Genomic DNA, 21,899 nt, shown 5'->3' with positions numbered 1-21,899 from the left:
ACGATATAAAATTATTAATACGCAATAGTGCAAGCAACGCCTTTTGCTTTCAACTCGCTACAAAGCGTATTCACTTGTGCTTTTGAAGCTAATCCTTTGATACGCAAACGATAAACGGCTGCTCCATTCACTTCTGCCTTTTGAACAGATGGGGAGTATTTTCCTAAAACATCAGGTGCTTTTTTCTTTAAGACTTGCCATTGTTTTTGAGCTGCTTCATTAGACTTCAATGATGCCAATTGCACGCCAAAGTGACCAGAGGACGCTTGATGAGCTGCTGGTTTTTTAACAGCTTTTTTTGCCTCAGATTTTTTCGCTTCTGCTGCATGAGATGTTACTTGATGCTTTGGATGAGCAACTGGCTTTGGTGCTACTGGCTCTTCATCACTATTACTATTCGTTTCTGACGCAACAGGTGGCGCCATAGAAGAAGGCGGCATTGTTGTAGAGGAAGATGGTGAAGCACCAGCGTTCCCTTGAGTAACAGAGGGGGGCGTCACAGGAGGAATTGGTTTATTAAACTGATCCGCTAACCCTTGAGGATTTGCTTGCTCTGGCCCAGAAGCTAGTCCTGGTTGCCCATTAGGTGTTTGACTATTATCTCCACCAATACCCATACCAATCGTTTCTACATTTCCTGCATTTGCAGGTTTTACTTTTGCAACTTCAGTTGGAGGTTCAAAAACAGGAATTCCACTATTTGATGAACTGAAGAACATCCACCCACCAATAAAGACGACGAGTAACGCACCAATCCCACCAGCAGCATATGTTAATTTACGCGTTGAACTACCATCGCCATTGCCACCACCCAAAGAATTCATAAATCCAAAGCGTGAAGGTTTTCTGCGGTCATAATCTTGATCCCCATAATCTTCATCTTCATCATCATGATAGCGAGATGCCATCCGTTCGCGATCATTATAAACACGTTGTTCAGGATGAGGTGGATGCCCGTTTCCGCCATCATCCATAGAATCTTCATCAAAAAATGACTTTCTTTTTGAAGGGTCTTGTGAATTTGGATCTATCATCTCATTTCCTCTACTGGTTCAACACCTAAAATCTTCATTGCAGAACGAATAACACATGCTGTGGCTTCTACCAACGCTAATCTTGCCATCGTTCCTGAACTATCTTCTTCTTGGATAAAACGAAGTGTTGCATCATCACGCCCTGCATTCCACAATGCATGAAAATCTGCAGCAACTTCCATTAAATAATATGCGATACGATGTGGTTCTCTGACCAAAGCTGCACTCTCAACAATACGTGGCCATTGACCTAAACGACGCATCAAAGCAAGTTCTGCATCACTTTTTAATGTTGTTAATGCTTGTTTTGCAAGCACCACTGGTTTGATTGCATCAGTACCCATTGCTTGAACTGCAGAACGTAACACAGAACGACAACGTGCATGTGCATATTGCACATAAAATACAGGATTATCGCGTGTTTGTGCAATCACTTGTTCTAGGTCAAAATTCATTTGTGCATCAGATTTACGAGTAAGCATCGTAAAACGCACAGCATCTTTACCAACTTCATCAATCAAATCACGTAACGTAATGAACGTTCCCGCACGCTTTGACATTTTCACAACTTCGCCATTCCGCACAACGCGTACGATTTGACACAGTACAACCTCGAAATCAACAGGATCTTGAGCCGTTAATGCTTTAATTGCGGCACGCATACGTGACACATAGCCACCGTGATCTGCGCCTAAAATATCAATAAGGATTTTTGCGCCACGTTCTACTTTGTCATAATGATACCCAATATCATTCGCAAAATAAGTCGCTGTACCATCGGACTTACGCAAAGGGCGATCAACATCATCGCCATATTCTGTCGATTTAAACAAAGTTTGGGGGCGTTGTTCCCAATCTTCAATCACCTTGCCTTTAGGGGGCTCTAACACACCTGTGTAAAGCAAACCTTTATCTTGTAAAAGCTTTAAAGCACTCTCTGCTTTTCCAGAATTTAAAATAGAAAGCTCAGAAACAAATACATCTTGATGAACCCCTAACGCATCCAAATCTGTACGGATACTGGCCATCATTTCTTTTAAAACGCATTCTCTAACAATATCAAACCAAGCAGGAATAGGCTGTGCATCGGTGCCCTCTAATAAAGTTTCCCCATGCTCTTTAGCCAACAACTCACCGACAGGAACCAGGTAATCCCCTTGATATTGTAAGCCGCTCGCCATATAAGGCTGAAATTTTTCTTCAAACGCTTCTGCGGAAATATCTTGACCTAATGCTTGTAAATAACGCCAATACGCTGCCCATGCTAAGGCAACAACTTGAGTGCCCGCATCATTAATATAATATTCCTTAGTAACATCAAAGCCTGCTTTGGTCATTAAGTTAGCTAAAACATCACCAACAACAGCACCTCGACAATGTCCAACATGCATTGGCCCCGTTGGGTTCGCAGAAACATATTCTACATTAACTACTGTGCCTTGACCAATCTTACTGGCACCGAAGGCCTCTCCAGTTGCCAAGATTACTGAAATAAGCCTTTGAAAAACAGAAGCAGAAATTTTTAGATTCACAAAGCCGGGCCCAGCCGGCTCAGCATTTTCTATACCATCAATTTTTTTCAGATAATCTGCTAATTCTTGTGCCAGCTCTTGAGGGCGACGTTTTACTGCTTTGGCAATAATCAACGCCGCATTCGTAGCCATATCGCCATGTGTAGGATCTTTGGTTGGCGTTAGCTCAACCCGCTCCAACAAGACTTCTGGTAAGTCAGGCACGGTCTGCCGCAGGGCTTCCAAAACATATTCGCGGAAGAAAACGTACAGATTATGATCAATCATATAAAAACTATCTTTCTCAAAAGCTAAGGAATCTATCTTATCCTATTTACCTAACCCTTACCAAAAAAGCCATTCTATCTTTTACTTTATCCAATAAAAATCTTACGTAGAAATCGCTAAATCGGTTAAGCGTTGATATTCTTCCATCGCATAACGGTCTGTCATGCCAGCAATATAATCTGCAACGACACGCATTGCACCTGATTTTTTCTTTTTTTCTTGCGCTTTTTCAAGACGGACTTGCCACTCCTTAGGAAGTAAATCTGTATTTGTTGATAAAATCTCAAAAAGCTCTTGAACCAACATCCGCCCTTTACGACTCATACGATTCACACGCCAATGATGATACAGATTTTTATATAAGAACTGACGAATCATTTGATTAGCATGCCCAACCTCAGAACTAAACTGCACAATACCTGTTTGTGCATACCGAATATCATCTGCATTTTTAGGCTGTAATTCTTGTATATTTAATAACGTTTGTTTCTTTAAATCGCTTACCAAGACATCAATCACTCGCCTATTCATCTCATGACGCAACCGATTGCTTCGATGCTCAGATACAGAACTCTCTTGCATCACTTTTCGTGCTTCATATAACGCTTCACCAACAATCGGAAGATCTTTTAAATCATCAAATTGTAATAATCCTGCCCGTAATCCATCATCAAGATCATGACTATGATAGGCAATATCATCCGATATAGAAGCAATTTGAGCTTCTGTAGACGCATAGCTGGACAACTCCATCGGATAAAATTGATCATACGCTTTTAAATAAGGGTCTGGATTAGCAACAGGGCCATTATGTTTGGCTAATCCTTCCAAACTTTCCCACGTCAAATTCAATCCATCAAACTCAACATAACGCTGCTCCAGCCGAGTGACTTGTCGTAAAGATTGATCATTATGGCAAAAGCCGTTGTAATCTTTCATTCCCTCTTGCAATGCATCTTCACCGGCATGTCCAAATGGAGGATGTCCAAGGTCATGTGCCAACGCTAAACATTCTGTCAAATCTTCGTTTAACCGTAGTGATCTCGCAATCGAACGTGCAATTTGTGCCACTTCCAAAGAATGCGTTAAACGCGTACGAAAGAAATCTCCTTCATGATTAACAAACACCTGTGTCTTATATTGCAATACACGAAATGCCGTTGAGTGAATGACACGATCTCTATCTCTTTGCCAAGGATTACGCCCCGATGAGGATTCAGCCTCTGGATAGACACGTCCCCTGGCTGTTGCCTCTTGCACCGCATAAATCGCTAAATCCATCTTTTTCACTCTTTGCTATGAAATGATTTGCCCATATCGCTGCTCTTATCATAAAATAAACACGATATGATCATTGAATAACCAGTAAACTGTATTCATCTGATGAAATCAACTCTATACGTCATTTTAGGTCTATGTTATGAAACTTGCCAGCTGGAATATTAACTCTATCCGACAACGCCACACCCATGTGCAACAATGGTTAACCAAAGAACAACCTGACTGGTTATTCTTACAAGAAATCAAATGCCAAAATGAGCAATTTCCAAAAGAAATCTTTGAGGAAATGGGATATCAAGTCATAGTAAATGGGCAAAAAGCTTATAACGGCGTAGCAATTTTAAGCCGTCATCCCTATCAACTCAATCATACTGTATTACCAGACTTAGACGAAGAAGAACCTCAAGCACGTTACCTTGAAATTGAAAGCCAAGGTGTTACTTTATGTAACCTGTATTTACCCAATGGGAATTCTGGCGGTGAAGAAGGTTTCCAAAGAAAGCTACATTTTATTGATGCTTTAGTAAAACGTGCAGATACATTATTAAAAAACAAACAAGATTGTATCTTTGCTGGAGATTTTAATATCTGTCCAACTGATCAAGATTATGCCCCTCAAACATTATCTTCAGATGACGCGTTACTGCGCCCTGAAAGTCGAAATGGTTTTTATCGTTTATTATGGCTTGGCATGACAGATGCTTTACGTGCTTTATACCCCACCGAAACTTTATATACCTTTTGGGATTATACCAGAGGGGCTTGGCAACGTAACGCAGGGTTACGCATCGATCACGCATTACTCTCGCCAAGAGTTGCAGAACATTTAACCAGCTTTGTCATTGATAAAGGCGAAAGAGATAAAGAGCAACCTTCTGATCATGTGCCAGTAATTATAGAGTTTTAAATATAAAAAAAGCGCTGTAATTACAGCGCTTTTTTTATTAATTAAGATGCCATCCAATGTTGACTTGCCGTTTTATAAGGCGTCTCAAAATCGTCAATTACATCCCAAAATTGATTATAATCTAGCATAATAAACGAAGGTCTTTTTCCTTCACCTTTTAAACAATGATATAAAGTTCTATTAATTCCACGATTAAAAATACCAGGGCCTGTCTTATAAGCAATAAACATATCACGATTAACATAACAATTATGATATAAAGTACGAATACATTCGTTCAAAATAGGACTATTGGGGATAGAACCAAAAAAGTCATTATGCACAACATAATTATCAGTTAATAAAAAGACATGATCATAAACCATTGGAATAACAGAATAAAATTGATCAATTGATTTAATACGAATATCTGCATCTAACCACCAACCACCATAATGATTGATAACATGAACTCTTAAAAAATCTGCTGCTTCTGCTGGATGGCGCGCTGATAAAAACAGATGACGAGCTTCTACACCATACTGTTGATAAAGCCAATCTGATGCTTCTGCTTTATTAAATATCTTTAAATTAAAATGTCCTAATCGTTGATGATATTCGAAATTCTCTACAATCTCAGGAGGAGGGTTTTGATCCCAATACATGAATAGATTATTAGGAATAGTCGCTTGCATTCCTGTACTATAAGATCTTCCTTCCACAGACAACTTACTATCTGTATTAAAAAGATCCATCATAATAGAAATATAAGTACGATCTGCTTCTTCTCCTGTTGGAAATTCTTCATAACAATTTTGCATTACTGAAAGTGCCGAAAAAGCGTCTTTATTTTCTTTATATTGTTTCCAACCCACAATATAATTATAGAAAGGCAAACTAAGACCTTTTAATTGTTCTAGTTCTTCATCTTTAATAGGAAAGTTTCCTTTTAAAAGGGCAACCATTCTAATCATCCACAGAATATGACATAGCGGATATTCTGATGGGCTTTTTGAATGCATATTAAAAGCCAATTTAAAAAGAAATGCAGCTTCTGCGTAAAAATGATTAGTGCTTAAAATATTTCCAATATCATAAGCTGCAATAACATCATTTAACCCTCTCTGTTGATATACTTCTAATGCCTGTGGGCATATAGACAACATATCTGTATAATCTACGTTTTGCTCTTCTTCCATATTTTTTCTACCTAAAACTATATAACGACCTAACTTTAACAACTTTTTGCAATAATAAACTACAAAACACCCTTTTTTCTAGAAATCAATATCTTAATCTTATGCAACGGTCCACGTTCCACGTTGTTTATAACTTACAGGATACTGTTCTGTTACTTCATCAAACATTTTTTGATCCATTAATTTTAGAGAAGGAAACTCTTTAGTTACACCTTCTACACATCGATAGTAGGCACGATTAATAGCACGCATAAACACACCTGGCCCCGTTTTATAAGAAATAAATAATTGTTCATACTCATAACAATTACGATAAATAGACAATAAACAATCCATTAAAATTACATTATTTGCCGTTGCTGCAAAAAAATCATTATGAATGAAATATCCATCCGTTAACAACAACACATTGTCATAATTTCTAGGAATATATTTTTCTAAAACATCCTCTGAAACGATTTTAAGATCTGCGTCAACCCAAAAACCACCACATGAATTAATCACATGCACTCGTAAAATATCAGCAGCTTCTGCTGGATGGCGTGACTTTAAGAAAATATTTTTTGCTTCTTTTCCATAATACTTATAGAGCCACTCTACTGCTTTGTCTTTATTAAACACATCAATAGAGTATTTAGGAAAATTTTGTTGATGGAATTCAAGATTTTCAAGAACATCTTGAGGAGTATTTTCATCCCAATAAAAAAACAGCTTTCTAGGAATTTCTGTTCTACGTATTTTATTGGGGAAATTACCTTGATTTAAACCATTATAAATTAATTTTAAGCAAATCGCATCAATTTCTTCACCTGTGTGAAAAAGTTCATAACTACAACCAATCTTTTGAAACGCTTCCAGTATGGAATGTTCCCCTTGGTTATATTGTTGCACTACAGTAATATAATTAAATAAAGGTTCAGATAATTCTTTTAAACGATTGAGATCTTCTATTGCCAGCTCTTGAGCCCCTTTTATTAAACATAAGAGTTTAACTTGCAATAAAATTTCTTCTCTTGGATGACCTTCAGGATCACTAAGACGATAAGAAATTGCCTCTTGATAAAAGGCTGCTGCTTCTTTAAAAAAGCTATGCATATGCAGATGATTCGCAATATTAAAAGCCGTCATGACATCATGACAACCGTGCTGATTAAATAACCCTTCAGCAACTGGACACTCTGTTACCAACACCCGCAAAGCATTTTCATCTACCATCAAAGACTAATCCTATAAATAAAAAGTCCAAATTATTAATACCTTGAAACATTTACAACCTAACTAATTAGATTAGTTAAATTTATTAAGGTATCTTATAAAGCAAAAGATATAATAATCAAAACATTTATAATCATTTTTATATATAAATTTATTTTAAAAATTTTCAAATATTAACTGTAAAAAAACATACATTGAAAACTCTATATAACTATAAATCAATATAAACAATTAAAAAGATAATAAAAGGCAGAAAACACCTTTGCTTTCTTGTTATCTTTTCGTATTATAAGACGTTTTGATGAAATCAAGGTATAAAATGCGTACAAAATCATTTTTCTGGGCTTTTCCCGCGGCAATGAGTATTGGTTTACTCACTTCTCATTTAGTCATGGCACAACCATCTGTAAAATCAGCCACACAATCTCCATTATCTTTTCCTGTACCTACGTTGTTGCAAGAGGATAACAATTATACAGTGCAACATACGAATGCTTATGGAAATTGGAGCATTATTTCAGGCCAACCTTATGCAAGCCTTTTATGGCAACAACCTAACTCCTCTTTAAAACTCTACATCACACCATCACAAAATATGATTACTCTTGATGTGATTGCAAAGAAAAAAGAAAATAGAGATTATAAACTGCCCTTCATTACTTGGAACATCAAAAATGTTTCTGTAACTTTAAATAAAGTAAGTGATTACAAAGGATGGGTTCAATTTTCAACTGCTGTCTATACACAAAATATTGATAAACTTGTTTCTGCCTTACAAGACGAAACACCCATGATATTGAATCTTTCTGTCCTGCATTCTATTCCTATTAGTACAAATGGTTTACATTCTACTATGGAAGACTTTATACGACTTATTCGTCAAAATAATCTAATTGCTCCCAAACCTCTCGCAGTTAATGTCATAGAAGATGATACCTTTGTACCTTTAGACGGTATGTCTCCTGAAATTTTCCCTCTTTATCAAGAAGCGAACTATTACGTAAAACAATGTATATCTATGGGTAGCACCGCTACATCAAATAAAACAAGATATAATATTTGCATGAAACGCAATCAACTTCTTAAGCAAATGAAAGCCAAAGGCTGGTGCTGGGGAAGTGGTGATGTTGATCAACATGATAAAGATAAAAACTGGCGAAAATGTGCTATGAGCCCTAGAGGTGATATTGAAAAAATCAAAAACAATACGAAAAAAGACTTTGACAAAGCAAAAGCTATAACCGGGAACAATTAATCCTCTACAATTATAATATTTAATAAATAACCAATAAAAGGTAAAATGATGTTTCGCTCTCTTTTTGATCGTTGGAAAATGGTCGGTTTGTTAACAACCTGTGTCTTCGCACTCTCAATCGTGCCTACAATCACAGTCTCTGCGAAAAATACTTCTTCGCAAACAAGCCCAGCACCTGAACTAGCATATCCTAAATATGGAGAGTGGCGCTATAATCCGCAAAGTACCCCACCAACATTAATGTGGTGGAACGAACGGATGCCGATGGTTCCCGTACTATACATTTCTTTTTTACCCAATCAAATCATTCTTAATGCAGTCACCCCTAACTGGCCTGACACAGGAATTATTTTTTACATCAAAAATCAAAGTGACAAACTTGGTCAAAACCTAACATTACTGAAAAAAACGAATAAAAATAACTTTTATCAAGCTATTATTTATGGTGCAAAGGATCAACAAGACTTTATCAATGACTTAGTCTCTTCTCGTAAGGCACGATTAATCACACCGTCTTCATATTCCCAGTCTTTGTCTTTAAAGCATGTTTATGATGCAATGACTGCCATTATTTCTAGCCACCCAGATTTGCATTTCACATTACCAAATACGAAATAAACACAAATAATGACTGCGCCTTAAAATTATCTCTTTTCTGATTGGAAAAGATAAGAGTATATTAACGCTATTCTTTAAACCCCACATCAAAGGATACAATAATGACCGCTTCAGATAATAAAAAATCAGCTCATCAACAAGATGTTACCGAAGTCATTGTTGCAGATATTGGCGGAACAAATGCGCGATTTGCAATTGCCAAAGTGCAAAATGGTAAAGTATTATCAATTGATAATGAAAATATTTTAAAAACAGCTGAATATGCGACATTACAATTAGCTTGGGATGCTTTTGGACAAAAAATCGGCCGTCCACTTCCAAAAGCTGCATCTATGGCAATTGCCTGCCCTATCCGTGGGGATATTCTCAAATTTTCTAATAGTCCTTGGATCATCCGTCCTGCTTTACTGGCAGAACAACTTAAATTAGAAACGCTTGTTTTAATTAATGATTTCGAAGCTGTCGCACATGCAACAGCCCATAGCGATGGCACTTATTTAAAACATATCTGTGGTCCAAAACGCAAAGAACCATTAACAGGTGTTACTTCTATTGTTGGTCCTGGAACAGGCCTTGGTGTTGCTTCATTAATGTTTGAAGACGATTCTTATCACGTTATCCCAAGTGAAGGTGGTCACATCACTTATGCACCTTGTGATAATATTGATATTAGTATCCTACGTTACTTAAAACAACATTATCGCCGTGTCTCCGCAGAACGTATTATTTCAGGCCCAGGATTAGGCAATATTTATGACGCACTAGCTGCAAGTGCTGGCCTGCCGGTTAGCCATCATAGCGATAGCAACCTTTGGGATTCAGCATTAAAAGGAACCGATCATCTAGCAGCTGCTGCACTTGAAAGATTTTGCTTAAATATGGGAACTTTCTGTGCTGATATCGCATTAGCTCAACTCTCTAACCGCGTTGTCATTAGTGGTGGTATTGGTCAATTACTAGCTGACTACCTTCCTCAATCAGGCTTTGGTGAACGTTTCGTTGACAAAGGCCGCTTTGAAAGAATGTTAGCTCAACTTCCTGTTGAAGTTCTAACTTATCCTCAACCTGGTTTGTTAGGTGCTGCAGCTGCTTATGCTGTAAAACATACAAAAAAATAAATTAAGATTCATGTCCTAATGAATACAAATAAACCTGAACAAACCGAAAAAGAGGCTAAGATCAAGCGCCGTGAAAAAGAAGCTGCGGCGCTTCGTGAAAACCTTAAACGACGCAAAGAGCAGCAACGCAATAAAAAAGAACAGCAGTCTTAAGCTATTTTTCAAGAAAAAGCTTGTTTGAATCTCTAACGTCGTTTATTGAAAAACTCATCATTTCGGAAGATTTAAGAGGAATACACGAATGCCAATTATGCCAGACAGTTGGATTACAAAAATGGCAAAAGATCGTAAAATGATCGAACCTTTTGCGGATAAACAACATCGTGAAGGCATAATTTCTTATGGTGTATCCTCTTATGGATATGATGCCCGTGTTGCGGATGAATTTAAAATTTTTACAGATATTGATAACGCTATTGTTGATCCGAAAAATTTTACACCGAACAGTTTTGTTACACGAAAAACAGACGTATGTATTATTCCCCCCAACAGCTTTGCATTAGCTCACACGATTGAATATTTTCGTGTGCCTAGAGATATTTTAGTGGTTTGCCTTGGCAAATCAACTTATGCCCGTTGTGGCATTATCGTCAACGTGACCCCTTTGGAACCTGAGTGGGAAGGTCAAGTGACGATTGAAATTAGTAATACAACCCCTCTTCCTGCAAAGATTTATGCCAATGAAGGCATTTGTCAATTTCTCTTTTTCCAGGGCAGTGCACCTTGCGATATCAGCTATGCCGATAAAAAAGGGAAATATATGGGCCAATTAGGCGTTGCAACTCCACGTTTATAATAGACTGAGAAACTGAAAAATATGGATCGATTTTTAATTCGTGGGGGCAGACCCCTACACGGTGATATTGTTATTGGCGGTGCAAAAAATGCAGCTTTGGCAATTATGCCTTGTGCACTTTTAACCTCTGAAACCCTTTCTTTGAAAAATATGCCACAGATTGTGGATATTAAAACCATGTGTGATCTTATCCATCAACATGGCCTAGATATCAGTATTGATAGCAAAGACCCGCATCATTACTCCTTCAAAGGCGAAATCACCAATACTGAAGCTCCATATAATATCGTTTCCAAAATGCGTGCTTCTGTGTTGGTCTTAGGGCCATTACTCGCACGTTGTGGTAAAGCTCGCGTTTCTTTACCTGGTGGTTGTGCCATTGGGACACGCCCTGTCAATCTTCACTTAGAAGCATTAACCGCTTTGGGTGCAGAGATTGAAATCGATGGTGGGTATATTAACGCAACAGCACCAAAAGGATTAACAGGTACACGCTTTGTATTTCCTTTCGTTTCTGTTGGAGCAACAGAAAATACTGTCATGGCAGCAACCCTTGCAAAAGGCAGAACGGAATTATTAAACGCTGCTCGTGAACCAGAAATTTGTGACTTAATCGATTGTTTGGTCGCTATGGGTGCAAAAATCCAAGGCCGAGGCACTAGCCATCTGATTATTGATGGTGTCGATGCCTTACATGGTGCGGAACACTCTATCCTATTCGATCGCATTGAATGTGGCACGTATGCGTGTGCTGCTGGGATTACAGGCGGAGAGTTGCGTTTAATTGGTGCAAAAACAGAATATCTTGGCTCTGTCCTACATGCATTAGAAGAATGTGGTGTGGAAGTTTTCCAAGAGGACAATGCTATTCGCGTTCGTCGTACAGGCAGCTTACGCGGTATTGATATTATGACCGAAGCTTACCCTGGATTCCCAACCGATATGCAAGCACAATTCATGGCGCTTCTTTCTATTTCAGAAGGTGCCAGCATGATTACAGAAACAATTTTCGAAAATCGCTTCATGCATGTGCCAGAATTAAACCGTATGGGCGCAAGAATCAACGTTCATGGCTCCTCTGCAATTATTCGTGGCGTTCATTCTTTATCAGGTGCACCTGTAATGGCAACCGACTTACGCGCATCATTTTCTTTGATCTTAGCCGGCCTTGCCGCTGCTGGAGAAACCAGCTTGAACCGCGTTTATCATTTAGATCGTGGTTATGAAGCTGTAGAGAAAAAACTTGCTGCTTGTGGCGCTAATATCGAGCGAATTAAAAATTAATCTGTTTCATATACTAAATTAAAAACAAGATTATATTGTTTTGTCTTTATATTCTGATTATATTTAATCATTATTAATTAAATATAATCAGTTTTTTTATTATTTTTATCGATTGCTGGAATATCTGCATCTGACATGAACAATAACTCTTTGATCCTTGCTCTTCCAAAAGGAAGAATCCTTAAAGCCTGCATTCCCTTACTAGAAGCAGCGAATATTATTCCAGAACCTGCATTCTTTGATGCTGACAGTCGGTTATTACGATTTAAAACCAATGATCCTGGATTAGATATCATCCGTGTCAGATCTTTTGACGTTGCAACTTTTGTTGCTTTTGGCACTGCGTCCCTTGGGATTTGTGGTTCTGACGTATTAATGGAATTTGATTATCCAGATATTTATGCCCCATTGAACCTAGATGTAGGGCGTTGCCGTTTATCTGTGGCACAGCTTGCCAATACCAAAGATAAAAATTTAGAAGACCCGGCCAGATGGTCTCAAATCCGTGTCGCAACCAAATATCCAAATATTACACGTCGCTTTTTTGCTAAAAAAGGCGTACAAGCAGATATCGTAAACTTACACGGAGCGATGGAATTGGCTCCAGTATTAAAACTATCCAATTTAATTATCGATCTTGTTGATACGGGCTCTACCTTAAAAGCGAACGGATTACAAGAAGTCGAAACCATTGTTGATGTCTCTAGTCGTTTGATTATTAATCGTACAGCATTAAAAACGCAATCTGCACGCATTAATGCACTGACCGAGCGCTTCCGTCAAACGCTACCTCCTCAATCCATTGCGTAATTAAGGTATTGTCATGCAATATTTAATGACCACACAATCTGATTTTTCTGCTATTTTTAATCGTTTATTAACAGAAAGAGCAATGGATACGTCTGCTGTAAAGCATCCAGTAACCGAGATTTTAGAGAATGTTAAAACAAATGGCGACACAGCCCTTTGTGAATATACAGAGCGTTTTGACCGCCTTCCCATTACCACTTCGGAACTACGCATTACTGATAAAGAAATCAAAGATGCTTATAACGAGATTTCTCCTGAATTATTAGAAGCTCTGGATGTCGCAGCTTATCGAATTCGATCTTTTCATGAAAAGCAACTTCCTCCTAATCTACATTACGAAGATGATAGTGGATTTGAATTAGGATATCGTTGGCGTCCAATGGATTCTGCAGGTCTTTATGTGCCTGGTGGAACCGCTGCTTACCCTTCATCTGTTTTAATGAATGCTATTCCAGCCACTGTTGCTGGCGTTAAAAGATTAGCAATGTGCGTGCCTACCCCTGATGGACAATTAAATCCATTAGTTTTAGCCGCAGCTCATAAAGCAGGCGTGACCGAAATTTACCGTGTAGGTGGTGCTCAAGCCGTTGCTGCACTCGCTTATGGAACAGAAACGATTTCTGCTGTGGATTACATCGTTGGCCCTGGAAATGCCTATGTCGCTGAGGCTAAACGCCAAGTTTATGGATTAGTCGGGATTGACAGTGTCGCAGGTCCTTCTGAAGTCGTTGTCGTTGCTGATAAAGACAATAATCCAACCCATATTGCTTTGGATTTATTGGCACAATCAGAGCATGACAAAATGGCTCAATCAATCTTTATTACCAATGACAAAGAATTTGCAGATCAAGTTGTTAACGCCGTTAATGAACAGTTAGAAATATTGGCACGCAAAGACATTGCAAAAGTTAGTTGGGAAAATCATGGTGCTGTCATTGTGGTTCAATCTTGGAATGAAGCAGCCATCTTAATTAACAAGATTGCCCCTGAACATCTAGAGTTAATGGTCGAAGAATCCAATAATCTCTTTGAAGATGTTCGTCATGCAGGAGCTATTTTTATCGGAAAATGGTGTCCAGAAGCCATTGGTGACTATGTTGGTGGCCCTAATCACGTCTTACCAACCAGCGGAGCAGCACGTTTTTCTTCTGGATTATCCATCTTTGACTTTATGAAGCGCACAACATTCCTTAAGTCAAATGAGCAAGGGATTGAAAATGTTGGCCCTGCGGCTGTTGCTATTGCAAATACCGAGGGATTAACAGCACATGCGCTCAGCATTTCGCAACGTTTAAAGAGTTTAGAAAAATAAAAGCTAGACTTTTTAAAGAAATAGTCGTTAAGTTGTGACAGTTTTAATATGATTAATAAAATATAAGGCAAAATATCTACAAATGTCTAAAGAAGATATGATCGAATTTAATGGAACAGTAACAGAGCTGCTTCCGAATGCTATGTTTCGTGTTAAGTTAGATAATGAACATGTTATTTTGGCACATACCAGCGGTAAAATGCGCAAAAACCGTATTCGTGTATTGGCTGGTGACCGTGTGAGTGTTGAAATGACTCCATATGACCTAAGTAAAGGTCGTATTACTTTTCGCTTTAAATAAAGTGACCGTAATGGGTAACGCTGTACCAACTTATAACGTTACCAAACTGCCAATTGTGCTTGCCTCTGCATCGCCCAGACGGTTACAGCTGTTGGAACAGATTGGTATTGCCCCACAAACAATCATTGCAACCGATATTGATGAAACCCCTTTGAAACAAGAATTACCAAGGGTGTATGTGCAACGGTTAGCTAATGCCAAAGCCATGGCTGCGCAATCAAACTCTAAAGATAGTCAGTTTATTTTAGCAGCAGATACAATTGCTGCTGCAGGCCGACGAATTCTCAATAAAACCTCAGAACGTCATATTGCTAAAAAGCATTTAAGCTTGCTCTCTGGCCGTAGACACCGTGTCTATACCAGTGTGGTTCTGTTAAATACACTAACTGGCAAAACGTCCTCTCGGCAAGTATGTACAATGGTGCAATTTTCTCGCCTCACCGAGAAACAACTTGAGCACTATCTTGATAACGAAGAATGGAAAGACAAAGCTGGCTCTTATGCCATCCAAGGAATCGCTGCCTCATTTATCCAAGCCATCAGTGGCAGTCATAGCAATGTAGTCGGTCTCCCTTTATTTGAAACTGCACAATTGTTGCGCGGACATGGGTTGATTCTTTAGTAAACGATAATATTTATAATTTCATCTTGTTTCAAAGCTTCTAAACCAACAAATTTTTAAGATTAATCAATGCATTCTTTTACCATCGCTCAAATAGAAGATTTATTCGAAAAAATTAATCAAGAAGAACTTTTAACAAACGAGGGCTATGCTGAGATTATGGCTTCAGGCGAAATCCAGCTTCCCGAGCTTTATTATGCATATGGTACACAGAAAAGAGTTCCTATCCAATGCCCAATAGGTATGCCCCCTCAAACCTCTGGGATACCAACCTCTATTGCTTATCCAGCAATGACAATTACCCATATTAAGAATGCCATTCTATTACCTGGCGGCATTATTATCGCAAAAAATAAAATCCTAATCGATAGTTTTGCATCAAACTGGGATACGACTTATCATAATTTTTTAAAAAAAATAGATGAAACGCACTGGGGAATATCAAATATTTCTACCAATATCACCATAGATTATCCAGTTTTCTTTTGTGATTATCAGCACTCTGACTTCTATGGACATTTTATGTTAGATAGCCTAACACGCATGTGGGGACTGCTTTATCTAAAAAACTTTTATGGTTTAAAAAATATTCATACTCTTCAAACCTTTACCAAGCAATATATTACAGAATATTTAAAGTTATATCAGTTTAATGATGAGCAAATTATACAAATTACAGAACCCGTATTAGTAAAAGACCTATTTTTAGCCAAAAAATCACTTCAAATCCAAGAATATTGCTCTCCAGCTTTACCTTTATGCTGGAACCCATTAAAACGCCCCTTAGTAAACAATCATAAAGCACGTTTATATATCTCACGTAGGACTCAAACCAAAAGAGCTTTACATGATGAAGATAAAATTGAACGTTTTTTTGCTTCGCATGGATATACAACTATTTATCCAGAAACATTAAGTATCGCACAACAAATTATTCTGTTTAGCAATGCTAGCCACATCATAGGCCCTTCAGGCACCAATATGTTTGGAATTGCTTTTGCCCCCCCTGATTGCCAGATTATGATTTTAGCATCAAATGCATTTGTGCATTACAGTGAATTTTTCCTAAGGTGCCAGTCTTCTGAAAAAATGTACTTATTAACTGGAAAAAGTGAAGCTTATATTTCTGCAAAATATGCTGGTGATATTAATGCTCCATGGTCTATCAATTTTGATAAGTTACAAGAAATGGCATACAATTTTAATTTTATATAATTAATAAAACTGATGTTTCTATCATAATTATATCTTAGGATAAAACAATCATAATGTATAAAGGATAATCTTAATGGAAATGGAAGATTTTATCACCTATTGTAAAGCAGGACATCCGATTTCTCCTGCAGACATAGAGTTAATGCCATTGTTACATCAATGCGCTTACGAAGCACAAAAGATCACGATGGAGTTAAATAACTCTTTTCATTCACAGGCGGAAATCGTTGATCTGTTCAGCCAATTAACAGGTCAAGCTGTTGATCCTTCTTTTGTATGTTTCCCTCCCTTTTATACTGACTTTGGCAAAAATATTCATATTGGAAAGAATGTATTCTTTAATACAGGATGCTCTTTTCAGGATCGTGGAGGAATTTTTATCGGAGATAACAGCTTTATTGGGATGAATGTCACTATTGCCACGCTTAACCATGGATTACAGCTAGAACACCGAGCAACGACCTCTCCTTCCCCTGTCCATATTGGAAACCATGTATGGATTGGATCGAACGTCACTATTTTACCCGGCATTACTATTCATGATAATGCGGTTATCGGTGCAGGAGCTGTCGTCACCAAAGATGTCGCGGCAAATAGTATTGTCGCAGGCGTTCCTGCTAAATTTATTAAAAATATTAACGATTAAAAGACAAGCCCTTTCACAGCCTGATTAGCTCTAAGATTTTATTGTATGACAGAAATTAGACTTCTTGCCTCTCCAGGGGTAATCCGTATTGCCGTCACTCAACAACAAAGCCTTTTAGACTTTGCCATATGGTATCCTGGACTTTCAGACGGGTTTGGCGATATTTATTTAGGGCGTGTAGAAAGCTCTTTACCGGCTTTGGGGGGGGCATTCATCACTCTAGGGAATAATTTCTCTGGATTTCTTGCTGATAATGCCGGGGCAAAAAATTTACATAAAGGCGACTGGACAGCCGTTCGCATCACACGCAGTGCTCAAGGTGGAAAAGGCGTTAGGCTAGATGCTCGAAATCTTCCTGATCTAAACTTACCTGAGAATAAATCACCTCAATGCCTTGTAATCGGCCCTTCCCCTTTTGAAGAGCTCGCAAAAAGATGGTCTGACGCAGATATTTTACTGAGTGATCCAAGCCTCATTCATTTATTACCTCCTGAATATAAATCAAGAACTTCGGTAACAACAGAATCAATCGATCCAGAATTATTAGAGCAAATCGATTCTTTAGAGACACCCGATGTAGAGCTGCCTATCGGCATGAGAGCCAGTATTACACCAACACCCGCCTTAGTTGCCATTGATATGGATACAGCAACACAAAGTAATGATAATCAGGCAAAACTACGCGCACAATTTAATGCCAATAAAGAAGCATTACCTGCTTTGTTACATCAATTAAGACTACGTAATTTATCAGGTGTGATTATTGTTGATATGGCAGGACTACCCATTAAAAAACGTCGTCTCTTTCAAGAGGATTTTGAAGAAGCCTTACAACAAGATCCATTACAGCCTCGTTTTCTTGGCTTTACAAATTTGGGGCTAGCAGAAATAACGCGTCCTCGTAAACGCCCCCCTTTGCATGAGATTCTTTTTTCTGATCATGGACGTGCCATTCGAATCCTAGGAATAGTAGAGAATCAGTTTAAAAGTCTAACTTCCTACCACCAATATCATCAAATAACATTAATATTGAACCTTGGGCTTACTCAAGCATTGCAAAAAGACACTTGGGCAACTAATCATTTTGAACAAAGATGTGGCGTTTCATTAAAAGTCGAATCAAACCCATCCTTTTTAAATCATCAATGGGAGTATCATTATGCCTAATCCATCTGAAAAATGTCCTATTTGTAAAAAAAATATCGTGCCTGAATATAAACCTTTTTGCTCTAAAAGATGTGCTGATATTGACCTAAACCGTTGGTTTTCTGGAGATTATCGTCTAAGCTCTGAACCAAGAGATGAGGAGGAATTCGAAGAATTACAAAATTCTTTAAAAGAAACACTTGATCCCGATCACAATGTAGGGTAAATGCTTTGTATACAGTAATTCACTGGCACCGAAACAGTGAATATCTATCAGTGCCCAAGTAGCTCAGTCGGTAGAGCAAGCGACTGAAAATCGCTGTGTCGGTGGTTCGATTCCGCCCTTGGGCACCATTCTAATTCCCCAATATAAAATAATTATTTTAAAATTATTACTCTGTTTATGATCCGATGTACAGTTTTGTCATAGTCATAAACTGCATAATGTTGAGTGGTACGATTATCCCAAAAAACAATATCTCCTGCTTGCCAATGCCAGCGAATTGTAAATTCTGGTTTCGTAACCTGTTTCAGGTATCGTGCGAATAACAGGATACGTATCGGCGGGTTTTCTCGTTTAGTTCTTTCCAACGTCAAAATTTTCATCGGTTTCACCAAATCTTGACGTTGGAAAGAACTTCGAAAAATTCAAAATACAGATTAGATAAAATCTTTACAGATAAAACTAAGTGGTATGGATACTCAAAGACTTAAATTACAAACCTTGTTAGAATATGTCAAAGAAGATACTGCTCATATTAAAGTAAGCGCAACAATGCTCTATAATGAGCTTAAAGGAAAGAAAACTTATCGTTTTGTAGTTTTATTAATTTAAAAATGCTTATAGAAATATGCCTCTAGAACACCACTTGTGCTGCCTATTTGATTAGGAGAAACGTATTTAGGTGCATCGTTAATAGCTAATTTTTTTGCTACCGGTCCTGAAAAGGCAACTCCGCCCAAAAGAGAAAATGAAGTGTTTTCATCTAAATTATATTCCCCTGAAAAATCAATTTCATTAGAAATATGATGACTACTTCCTCTTTTAAAGCCTGCTCCTGTTGGGTGAATTAACGATAAATTATAAAAATGTACACCCAAAGTTAAACTATCATCCTTAGTAAAAAAATGAATAGGAGGAACAGCTGTAATATCAAATTGCTGTATTTGTAGATTAGATAGACCAACCATATACATACCAACAATTTCACCTGGCCAATATCCTCCATAGGTATACCGTTTACCATCAATCAAGAAAAAAGGATCATAACTGCGTTTAACAGTTCCATTAGGATTTTTATTACCGCTGAATCGCGTATAACGATAAAAAATATGAGGCTTCCAAGAAAGGTTTGAAAAGGTATATCCTGGTTCGATATACATTCCATAAGCCTCGGTAGAGCGATATTGATTATTTCCATGACTATTTTGCTGCCCCACAAAATTTCCATAAAACGTAAAGTTTTTATTAATATTCAACCAGTTAATCGGAACAAATATCCCGCCAAAACTAAGGCCTACAATATTCATCCCATTTCTGTTTCCACGGATATTATCATCATAATGAGATGAACTATCTGCGTCTCTAACATGAATATAGGTCATCGTTACATAAGCAGATCTGTTTTTATAATCTGCTCCATTTTTTGCACCTTGCTTCTTTTTAAATAAACTAATATCAAATCCTATAAATTTTGTTTTTGGCCTATCGTTATTATGATTATATGAATTGTCACTGTTATTTTCTAACATGAAAATATCAGCACGTGAGGATTACCCTTTATATTTAATGGTTCCTGGGCCATTAAAAGCAAAACGTGGTGCATACCACCAAGCACCGCTATTGCTGTTATAAGTTCCTTTACCAAGAAGAAAACCATCATCAATAGCAAAGTGTTGCTTTCTACCTATAATGGATATTGATTGTTCTTTATTGTTGATAGAAAAAGGAAATCTCATATCAAGATTAGCATCTTCGATATTAATACCTTTTTTATTTCCTGCGGTTTGTGAGATACTCATCCCATCACCATCTCCCAGTGTTGTAGAGGCAACCGTTGAAATTTGACCTAAGATATCAAAATGCCACGGTGTTTGCCATGTGCCGTCTAGAACTGGATATGCGTATAATTCACCATAGGTTGTGTTACTATTTTTTGTAATACGATTATTTTTATGAATAACATATGAACCACCACCAAAATTGGTATTCGGTAGATAAATACCCACACCACCAACATCCATAGATAATGATAAAGAAACCTTATCTTTTTGAAAAGAAACAATTTCTCCAAATGTAGTATTAGAGTACATAAATATTGAAATAATAGTAAAATACAGATAAATACTTCTCTTTTGACTTATACTGTAAAAATATACATAATATTTGTACGTCGCAAAGCGACTGAATAAAAAAATAAACATTTAAATATTTCTTGTAATATATTTTGATTTTATATTTCGTAATGTATTACAAACGTTTATTTTTATTTTCTATTTATAATACTGATTACGAAAATTTTGAAAAATTGAACATTATTTTAAAATTGTTGCTCTATTCATAATGCGATGTACAGATTTGTCGTAATCATAAACTGCATAATGTTGCGTGGTACGATTATCCCAAAAAGCAATATCTCCCGCTTGCCAATGCCAGCGAATTGTAAATTCTGGTTTCGTAATATGCTGGAATAAATAATCTAATAATAACTGGCTTTCTTTTTCCGAAAGCTCATTAATTCTGGTTGTAAACCCTTCATTCACATAGAGAACTTTTTTTCCTGTTTCCGGTATCGTGCGAATAACAGGATGCGTTATCGAAGGATTTTCTCGTTTAGTTCTTTCTAATTTATCTAAATTTTCATCTGTTTCACCGAATCTTGACGTTGGGAATGACTTAGAAAAATCATGAGTAGCGGTCAATGTTTCCAAAAAAGACTGCAAAGCAGGTGATAACTCATCATAAGCTTTTTCTACGTTTGACCAAAATGTATCCCCTCCATATTCAGGCACTTTTTTAGCTTGTAAAACTGCGCCATAAGGTGGATTTTTTGAAAAAGAAACATCACTATGCCACAAGGCATTATCACGCAAATCATTTAATTGAGTATCTAATACAATTAATTCTGGATGATTTGGAACATGTGGATAAATAGGATGAATATGCAAATTTCCAAAGTTGGATGCAAAATCAACTTGCTGTTGTGGGGAAATATTTTGATTACGAAAAAAAACAACTTTGTGATTCAATAAAGCTTCTTCTATGAACGCTTTATCCTTAGTGGATAACGGTAAAGACAAATCAATATGATTAATTAGAGCCCCCACTGCTGGGGTAAGCGGTTGTGTTGCACTCATTTTTA

Annotated in this window: 25 protein-coding genes and 1 tRNA gene; 17 read left to right on the top strand and 9 right to left on the bottom strand. The window is 37.4% G+C overall.

Annotated elements, in window-relative coordinates:
* Positions 1 to 14 precede the first annotated feature (14 nt).
* The 3 genes from CIN_RS09555 to CIN_RS09545 all read right to left on the bottom strand — a co-directional run bounded on the left by CIN_RS09555 (position 15) and on the right by CIN_RS09545 (position 4,114).
* Complete coding sequence (locus CIN_RS09555) at positions 15 to 1,034, bottom strand: SPOR domain-containing protein (RefSeq protein WP_008854891.1); 1,020 nt, start codon at positions 1,032 to 1,034, stop codon at positions 15 to 17.
* Positions 1,031 to 2,833, bottom strand: coding sequence for an arginine--tRNA ligase (gene argS, locus CIN_RS09550; RefSeq protein ID WP_040364353.1), 1,803 nt, complete (start codon positions 2,831 to 2,833; stop codon positions 1,031 to 1,033). Before argS ends, CIN_RS09555 begins: the two co-directional genes overlap by 4 nt.
* A gap of 102 nt (positions 2,834 to 2,935) precedes the next feature.
* Positions 2,936 to 4,114 (bottom strand): deoxyguanosinetriphosphate triphosphohydrolase, encoded by a 1,179-nt coding sequence (locus CIN_RS09545; protein WP_008854889.1) that lies wholly within the window; start codon positions 4,112 to 4,114, stop codon positions 2,936 to 2,938.
* Between the two features lie 139 nt (positions 4,115 to 4,253).
* On the opposite strand from CIN_RS09545, the gene xth reads away from it, so the two are divergent.
* Positions 4,254 to 5,021: an exodeoxyribonuclease III gene (xth, locus tag CIN_RS09540; RefSeq protein WP_040364352.1), complete on the top strand. Its 768-nt coding sequence runs from the start codon at positions 4,254 to 4,256 to the stop codon at positions 5,019 to 5,021.
* Between the two features lie 41 nt (positions 5,022 to 5,062).
* On the opposite strand, the gene CIN_RS09535 is transcribed toward xth, so the two are convergent.
* Both CIN_RS09535 and CIN_RS09530 read right to left on the bottom strand, forming a co-directional pair.
* A complete protein-coding gene (locus CIN_RS09535; protein WP_008854887.1) occupies positions 5,063 to 6,199 on the bottom strand; it encodes a glycosyltransferase family 32 protein in 1,137 nt (378 codons plus the stop codon).
* A 99-nt stretch (positions 6,200 to 6,298) separates the two neighbouring features.
* Positions 6,299 to 7,414, bottom strand: a complete 1,116-nt coding sequence (locus CIN_RS09530; protein WP_008854886.1) for a glycosyltransferase family 32 protein — start codon at positions 7,412 to 7,414, stop codon at positions 6,299 to 6,301.
* Positions 7,415 to 7,733: 319 nt separating this feature from the next.
* Between CIN_RS09530 and CIN_RS09525 the strand changes: the two genes are divergently transcribed.
* The 15 genes from CIN_RS09525 (at position 7,734) to CIN_RS09460 (ending at position 18,891) form a co-directional block, all read left to right on the top strand.
* Complete coding sequence (locus CIN_RS09525; protein ID WP_040364351.1) at positions 7,734 to 8,669, top strand: hypothetical protein; 936 nt, start codon at positions 7,734 to 7,736, stop codon at positions 8,667 to 8,669.
* Between the two features lie 45 nt (positions 8,670 to 8,714).
* The gene (locus tag CIN_RS09520; RefSeq protein ID WP_008854884.1) at positions 8,715 to 9,287 is read left to right on the top strand and encodes a hypothetical protein; all 573 of its coding nucleotides are present in this window, start codon (positions 8,715 to 8,717) and stop codon (positions 9,285 to 9,287) included.
* A 101-nt stretch (positions 9,288 to 9,388) separates the two neighbouring features.
* Positions 9,389 to 10,405: a glucokinase gene (gene glk / locus CIN_RS09515; RefSeq protein ID WP_008854883.1), complete on the top strand. Its 1,017-nt coding sequence runs from the start codon at positions 9,389 to 9,391 to the stop codon at positions 10,403 to 10,405.
* Positions 10,406 to 10,423: 18 nt separating this feature from the next.
* Entirely contained in the window at positions 10,424 to 10,558 is a 135-nt protein-coding gene (locus CIN_RS12180) for a hypothetical protein (protein ID WP_008854882.1), read from the top strand.
* An 88-nt stretch (positions 10,559 to 10,646) separates the two neighbouring features.
* Positions 10,647 to 11,201: a dCTP deaminase gene (gene dcd / locus CIN_RS09510; RefSeq protein ID WP_008854881.1), complete on the top strand. Its 555-nt coding sequence runs from the start codon at positions 10,647 to 10,649 to the stop codon at positions 11,199 to 11,201.
* Positions 11,202 to 11,222: 21 nt separating this feature from the next.
* Positions 11,223 to 12,485, top strand: coding sequence for a UDP-N-acetylglucosamine 1-carboxyvinyltransferase (gene murA, locus CIN_RS09505; protein ID WP_008854880.1), 1,263 nt, complete (start codon positions 11,223 to 11,225; stop codon positions 12,483 to 12,485).
* A 135-nt stretch (positions 12,486 to 12,620) separates the two neighbouring features.
* The gene (hisG, locus tag CIN_RS09500; protein WP_040364349.1) at positions 12,621 to 13,295 is read left to right on the top strand and encodes an ATP phosphoribosyltransferase; all 675 of its coding nucleotides are present in this window, start codon (positions 12,621 to 12,623) and stop codon (positions 13,293 to 13,295) included.
* Positions 13,296 to 13,308: 13 nt separating this feature from the next.
* The gene (gene hisD, locus CIN_RS09495; RefSeq protein ID WP_008854877.1) at positions 13,309 to 14,607 is read left to right on the top strand and encodes a histidinol dehydrogenase; all 1,299 of its coding nucleotides are present in this window, start codon (positions 13,309 to 13,311) and stop codon (positions 14,605 to 14,607) included.
* Between the two features lie 82 nt (positions 14,608 to 14,689).
* Complete coding sequence (infA, locus tag CIN_RS09490; protein WP_008854876.1) at positions 14,690 to 14,908, top strand: translation initiation factor IF-1; 219 nt, start codon at positions 14,690 to 14,692, stop codon at positions 14,906 to 14,908.
* Between the two features lie 10 nt (positions 14,909 to 14,918).
* Entirely contained in the window at positions 14,919 to 15,530 is a 612-nt protein-coding gene (locus CIN_RS09485; RefSeq protein ID WP_008854875.1) for a Maf family protein, read from the top strand.
* Between the two features lie 69 nt (positions 15,531 to 15,599).
* Positions 15,600 to 16,745: a glycosyltransferase family 61 protein gene (locus tag CIN_RS09480; RefSeq protein WP_008854874.1), complete on the top strand. Its 1,146-nt coding sequence runs from the start codon at positions 15,600 to 15,602 to the stop codon at positions 16,743 to 16,745.
* A gap of 73 nt (positions 16,746 to 16,818) precedes the next feature.
* Positions 16,819 to 17,391, top strand: a complete 573-nt coding sequence (locus CIN_RS12175) for a sugar O-acetyltransferase (RefSeq protein ID WP_008854873.1) — start codon at positions 16,819 to 16,821, stop codon at positions 17,389 to 17,391.
* A 45-nt stretch (positions 17,392 to 17,436) separates the two neighbouring features.
* Complete coding sequence (locus tag CIN_RS09470) at positions 17,437 to 18,558, top strand: ribonuclease E/G (RefSeq protein ID WP_008854872.1); 1,122 nt, start codon at positions 17,437 to 17,439, stop codon at positions 18,556 to 18,558.
* Positions 18,551 to 18,763 (top strand): DNA gyrase inhibitor YacG, encoded by a 213-nt coding sequence (locus CIN_RS09465; RefSeq protein WP_008854871.1) that lies wholly within the window; start codon positions 18,551 to 18,553, stop codon positions 18,761 to 18,763. The genes CIN_RS09470 and CIN_RS09465 overlap by 8 nt, the downstream gene beginning before the upstream one ends.
* 52 nt (positions 18,764 to 18,815) lie before the next feature.
* Positions 18,816 to 18,891, top strand: a tRNA-Phe gene (locus tag CIN_RS09460).
* A gap of 24 nt (positions 18,892 to 18,915) precedes the next feature.
* Here the strand turns inward: CIN_RS09460 and CIN_RS09455 are convergent.
* Positions 18,916 to 19,143 carry a TauD/TfdA family dioxygenase gene (locus CIN_RS09455; RefSeq protein WP_040364348.1) on the bottom strand — a complete coding sequence of 76 codons (228 nt, stop codon included), beginning with the start codon at positions 19,141 to 19,143 and terminating at the stop codon, positions 18,916 to 18,918.
* A gap of 88 nt (positions 19,144 to 19,231) precedes the next feature.
* Here CIN_RS09455 and CIN_RS11940 point away from each other — a divergent pair, with 88 nt between their 5' ends.
* Positions 19,232 to 19,372 carry a hypothetical protein gene (locus CIN_RS11940; protein WP_008854870.1) on the top strand — a complete coding sequence of 47 codons (141 nt, stop codon included), beginning with the start codon at positions 19,232 to 19,234 and terminating at the stop codon, positions 19,370 to 19,372.
* Here the strand turns inward: CIN_RS11940 and CIN_RS11565 are convergent.
* The 3 genes from CIN_RS11565 to tauD all read right to left on the bottom strand — a co-directional run bounded on the left by CIN_RS11565 (position 19,369) and on the right by tauD (position 21,894).
* Complete coding sequence (locus tag CIN_RS11565) at positions 19,369 to 20,289, bottom strand: alginate export family protein (protein ID WP_008854869.1); 921 nt, start codon at positions 20,287 to 20,289, stop codon at positions 19,369 to 19,371. The genes CIN_RS11940 and CIN_RS11565 overlap by 4 nt on opposite strands.
* Before the next feature lie 21 nt (positions 20,290 to 20,310).
* Complete coding sequence (locus CIN_RS11560) at positions 20,311 to 20,850, bottom strand: hypothetical protein (protein ID WP_008854868.1); 540 nt, start codon at positions 20,848 to 20,850, stop codon at positions 20,311 to 20,313.
* Positions 20,851 to 21,072: 222 nt separating this feature from the next.
* Positions 21,073 to 21,894, bottom strand: coding sequence for a taurine dioxygenase (tauD, locus tag CIN_RS09445; RefSeq protein WP_008854867.1), 822 nt, complete (start codon positions 21,892 to 21,894; stop codon positions 21,073 to 21,075).
* Positions 21,895 to 21,899: the final 5 nt, after the last annotated feature.

Source organism: Commensalibacter intestini A911 (assembly GCF_000231445.1).
Classification (GTDB): domain Bacteria; phylum Pseudomonadota; class Alphaproteobacteria; order Acetobacterales; family Acetobacteraceae; genus Commensalibacter; species Commensalibacter intestini.
The sequence above is the reverse complement of the archived record's forward strand: the minus strand, read 5'-3'. Positions and strand labels throughout refer to the sequence as shown.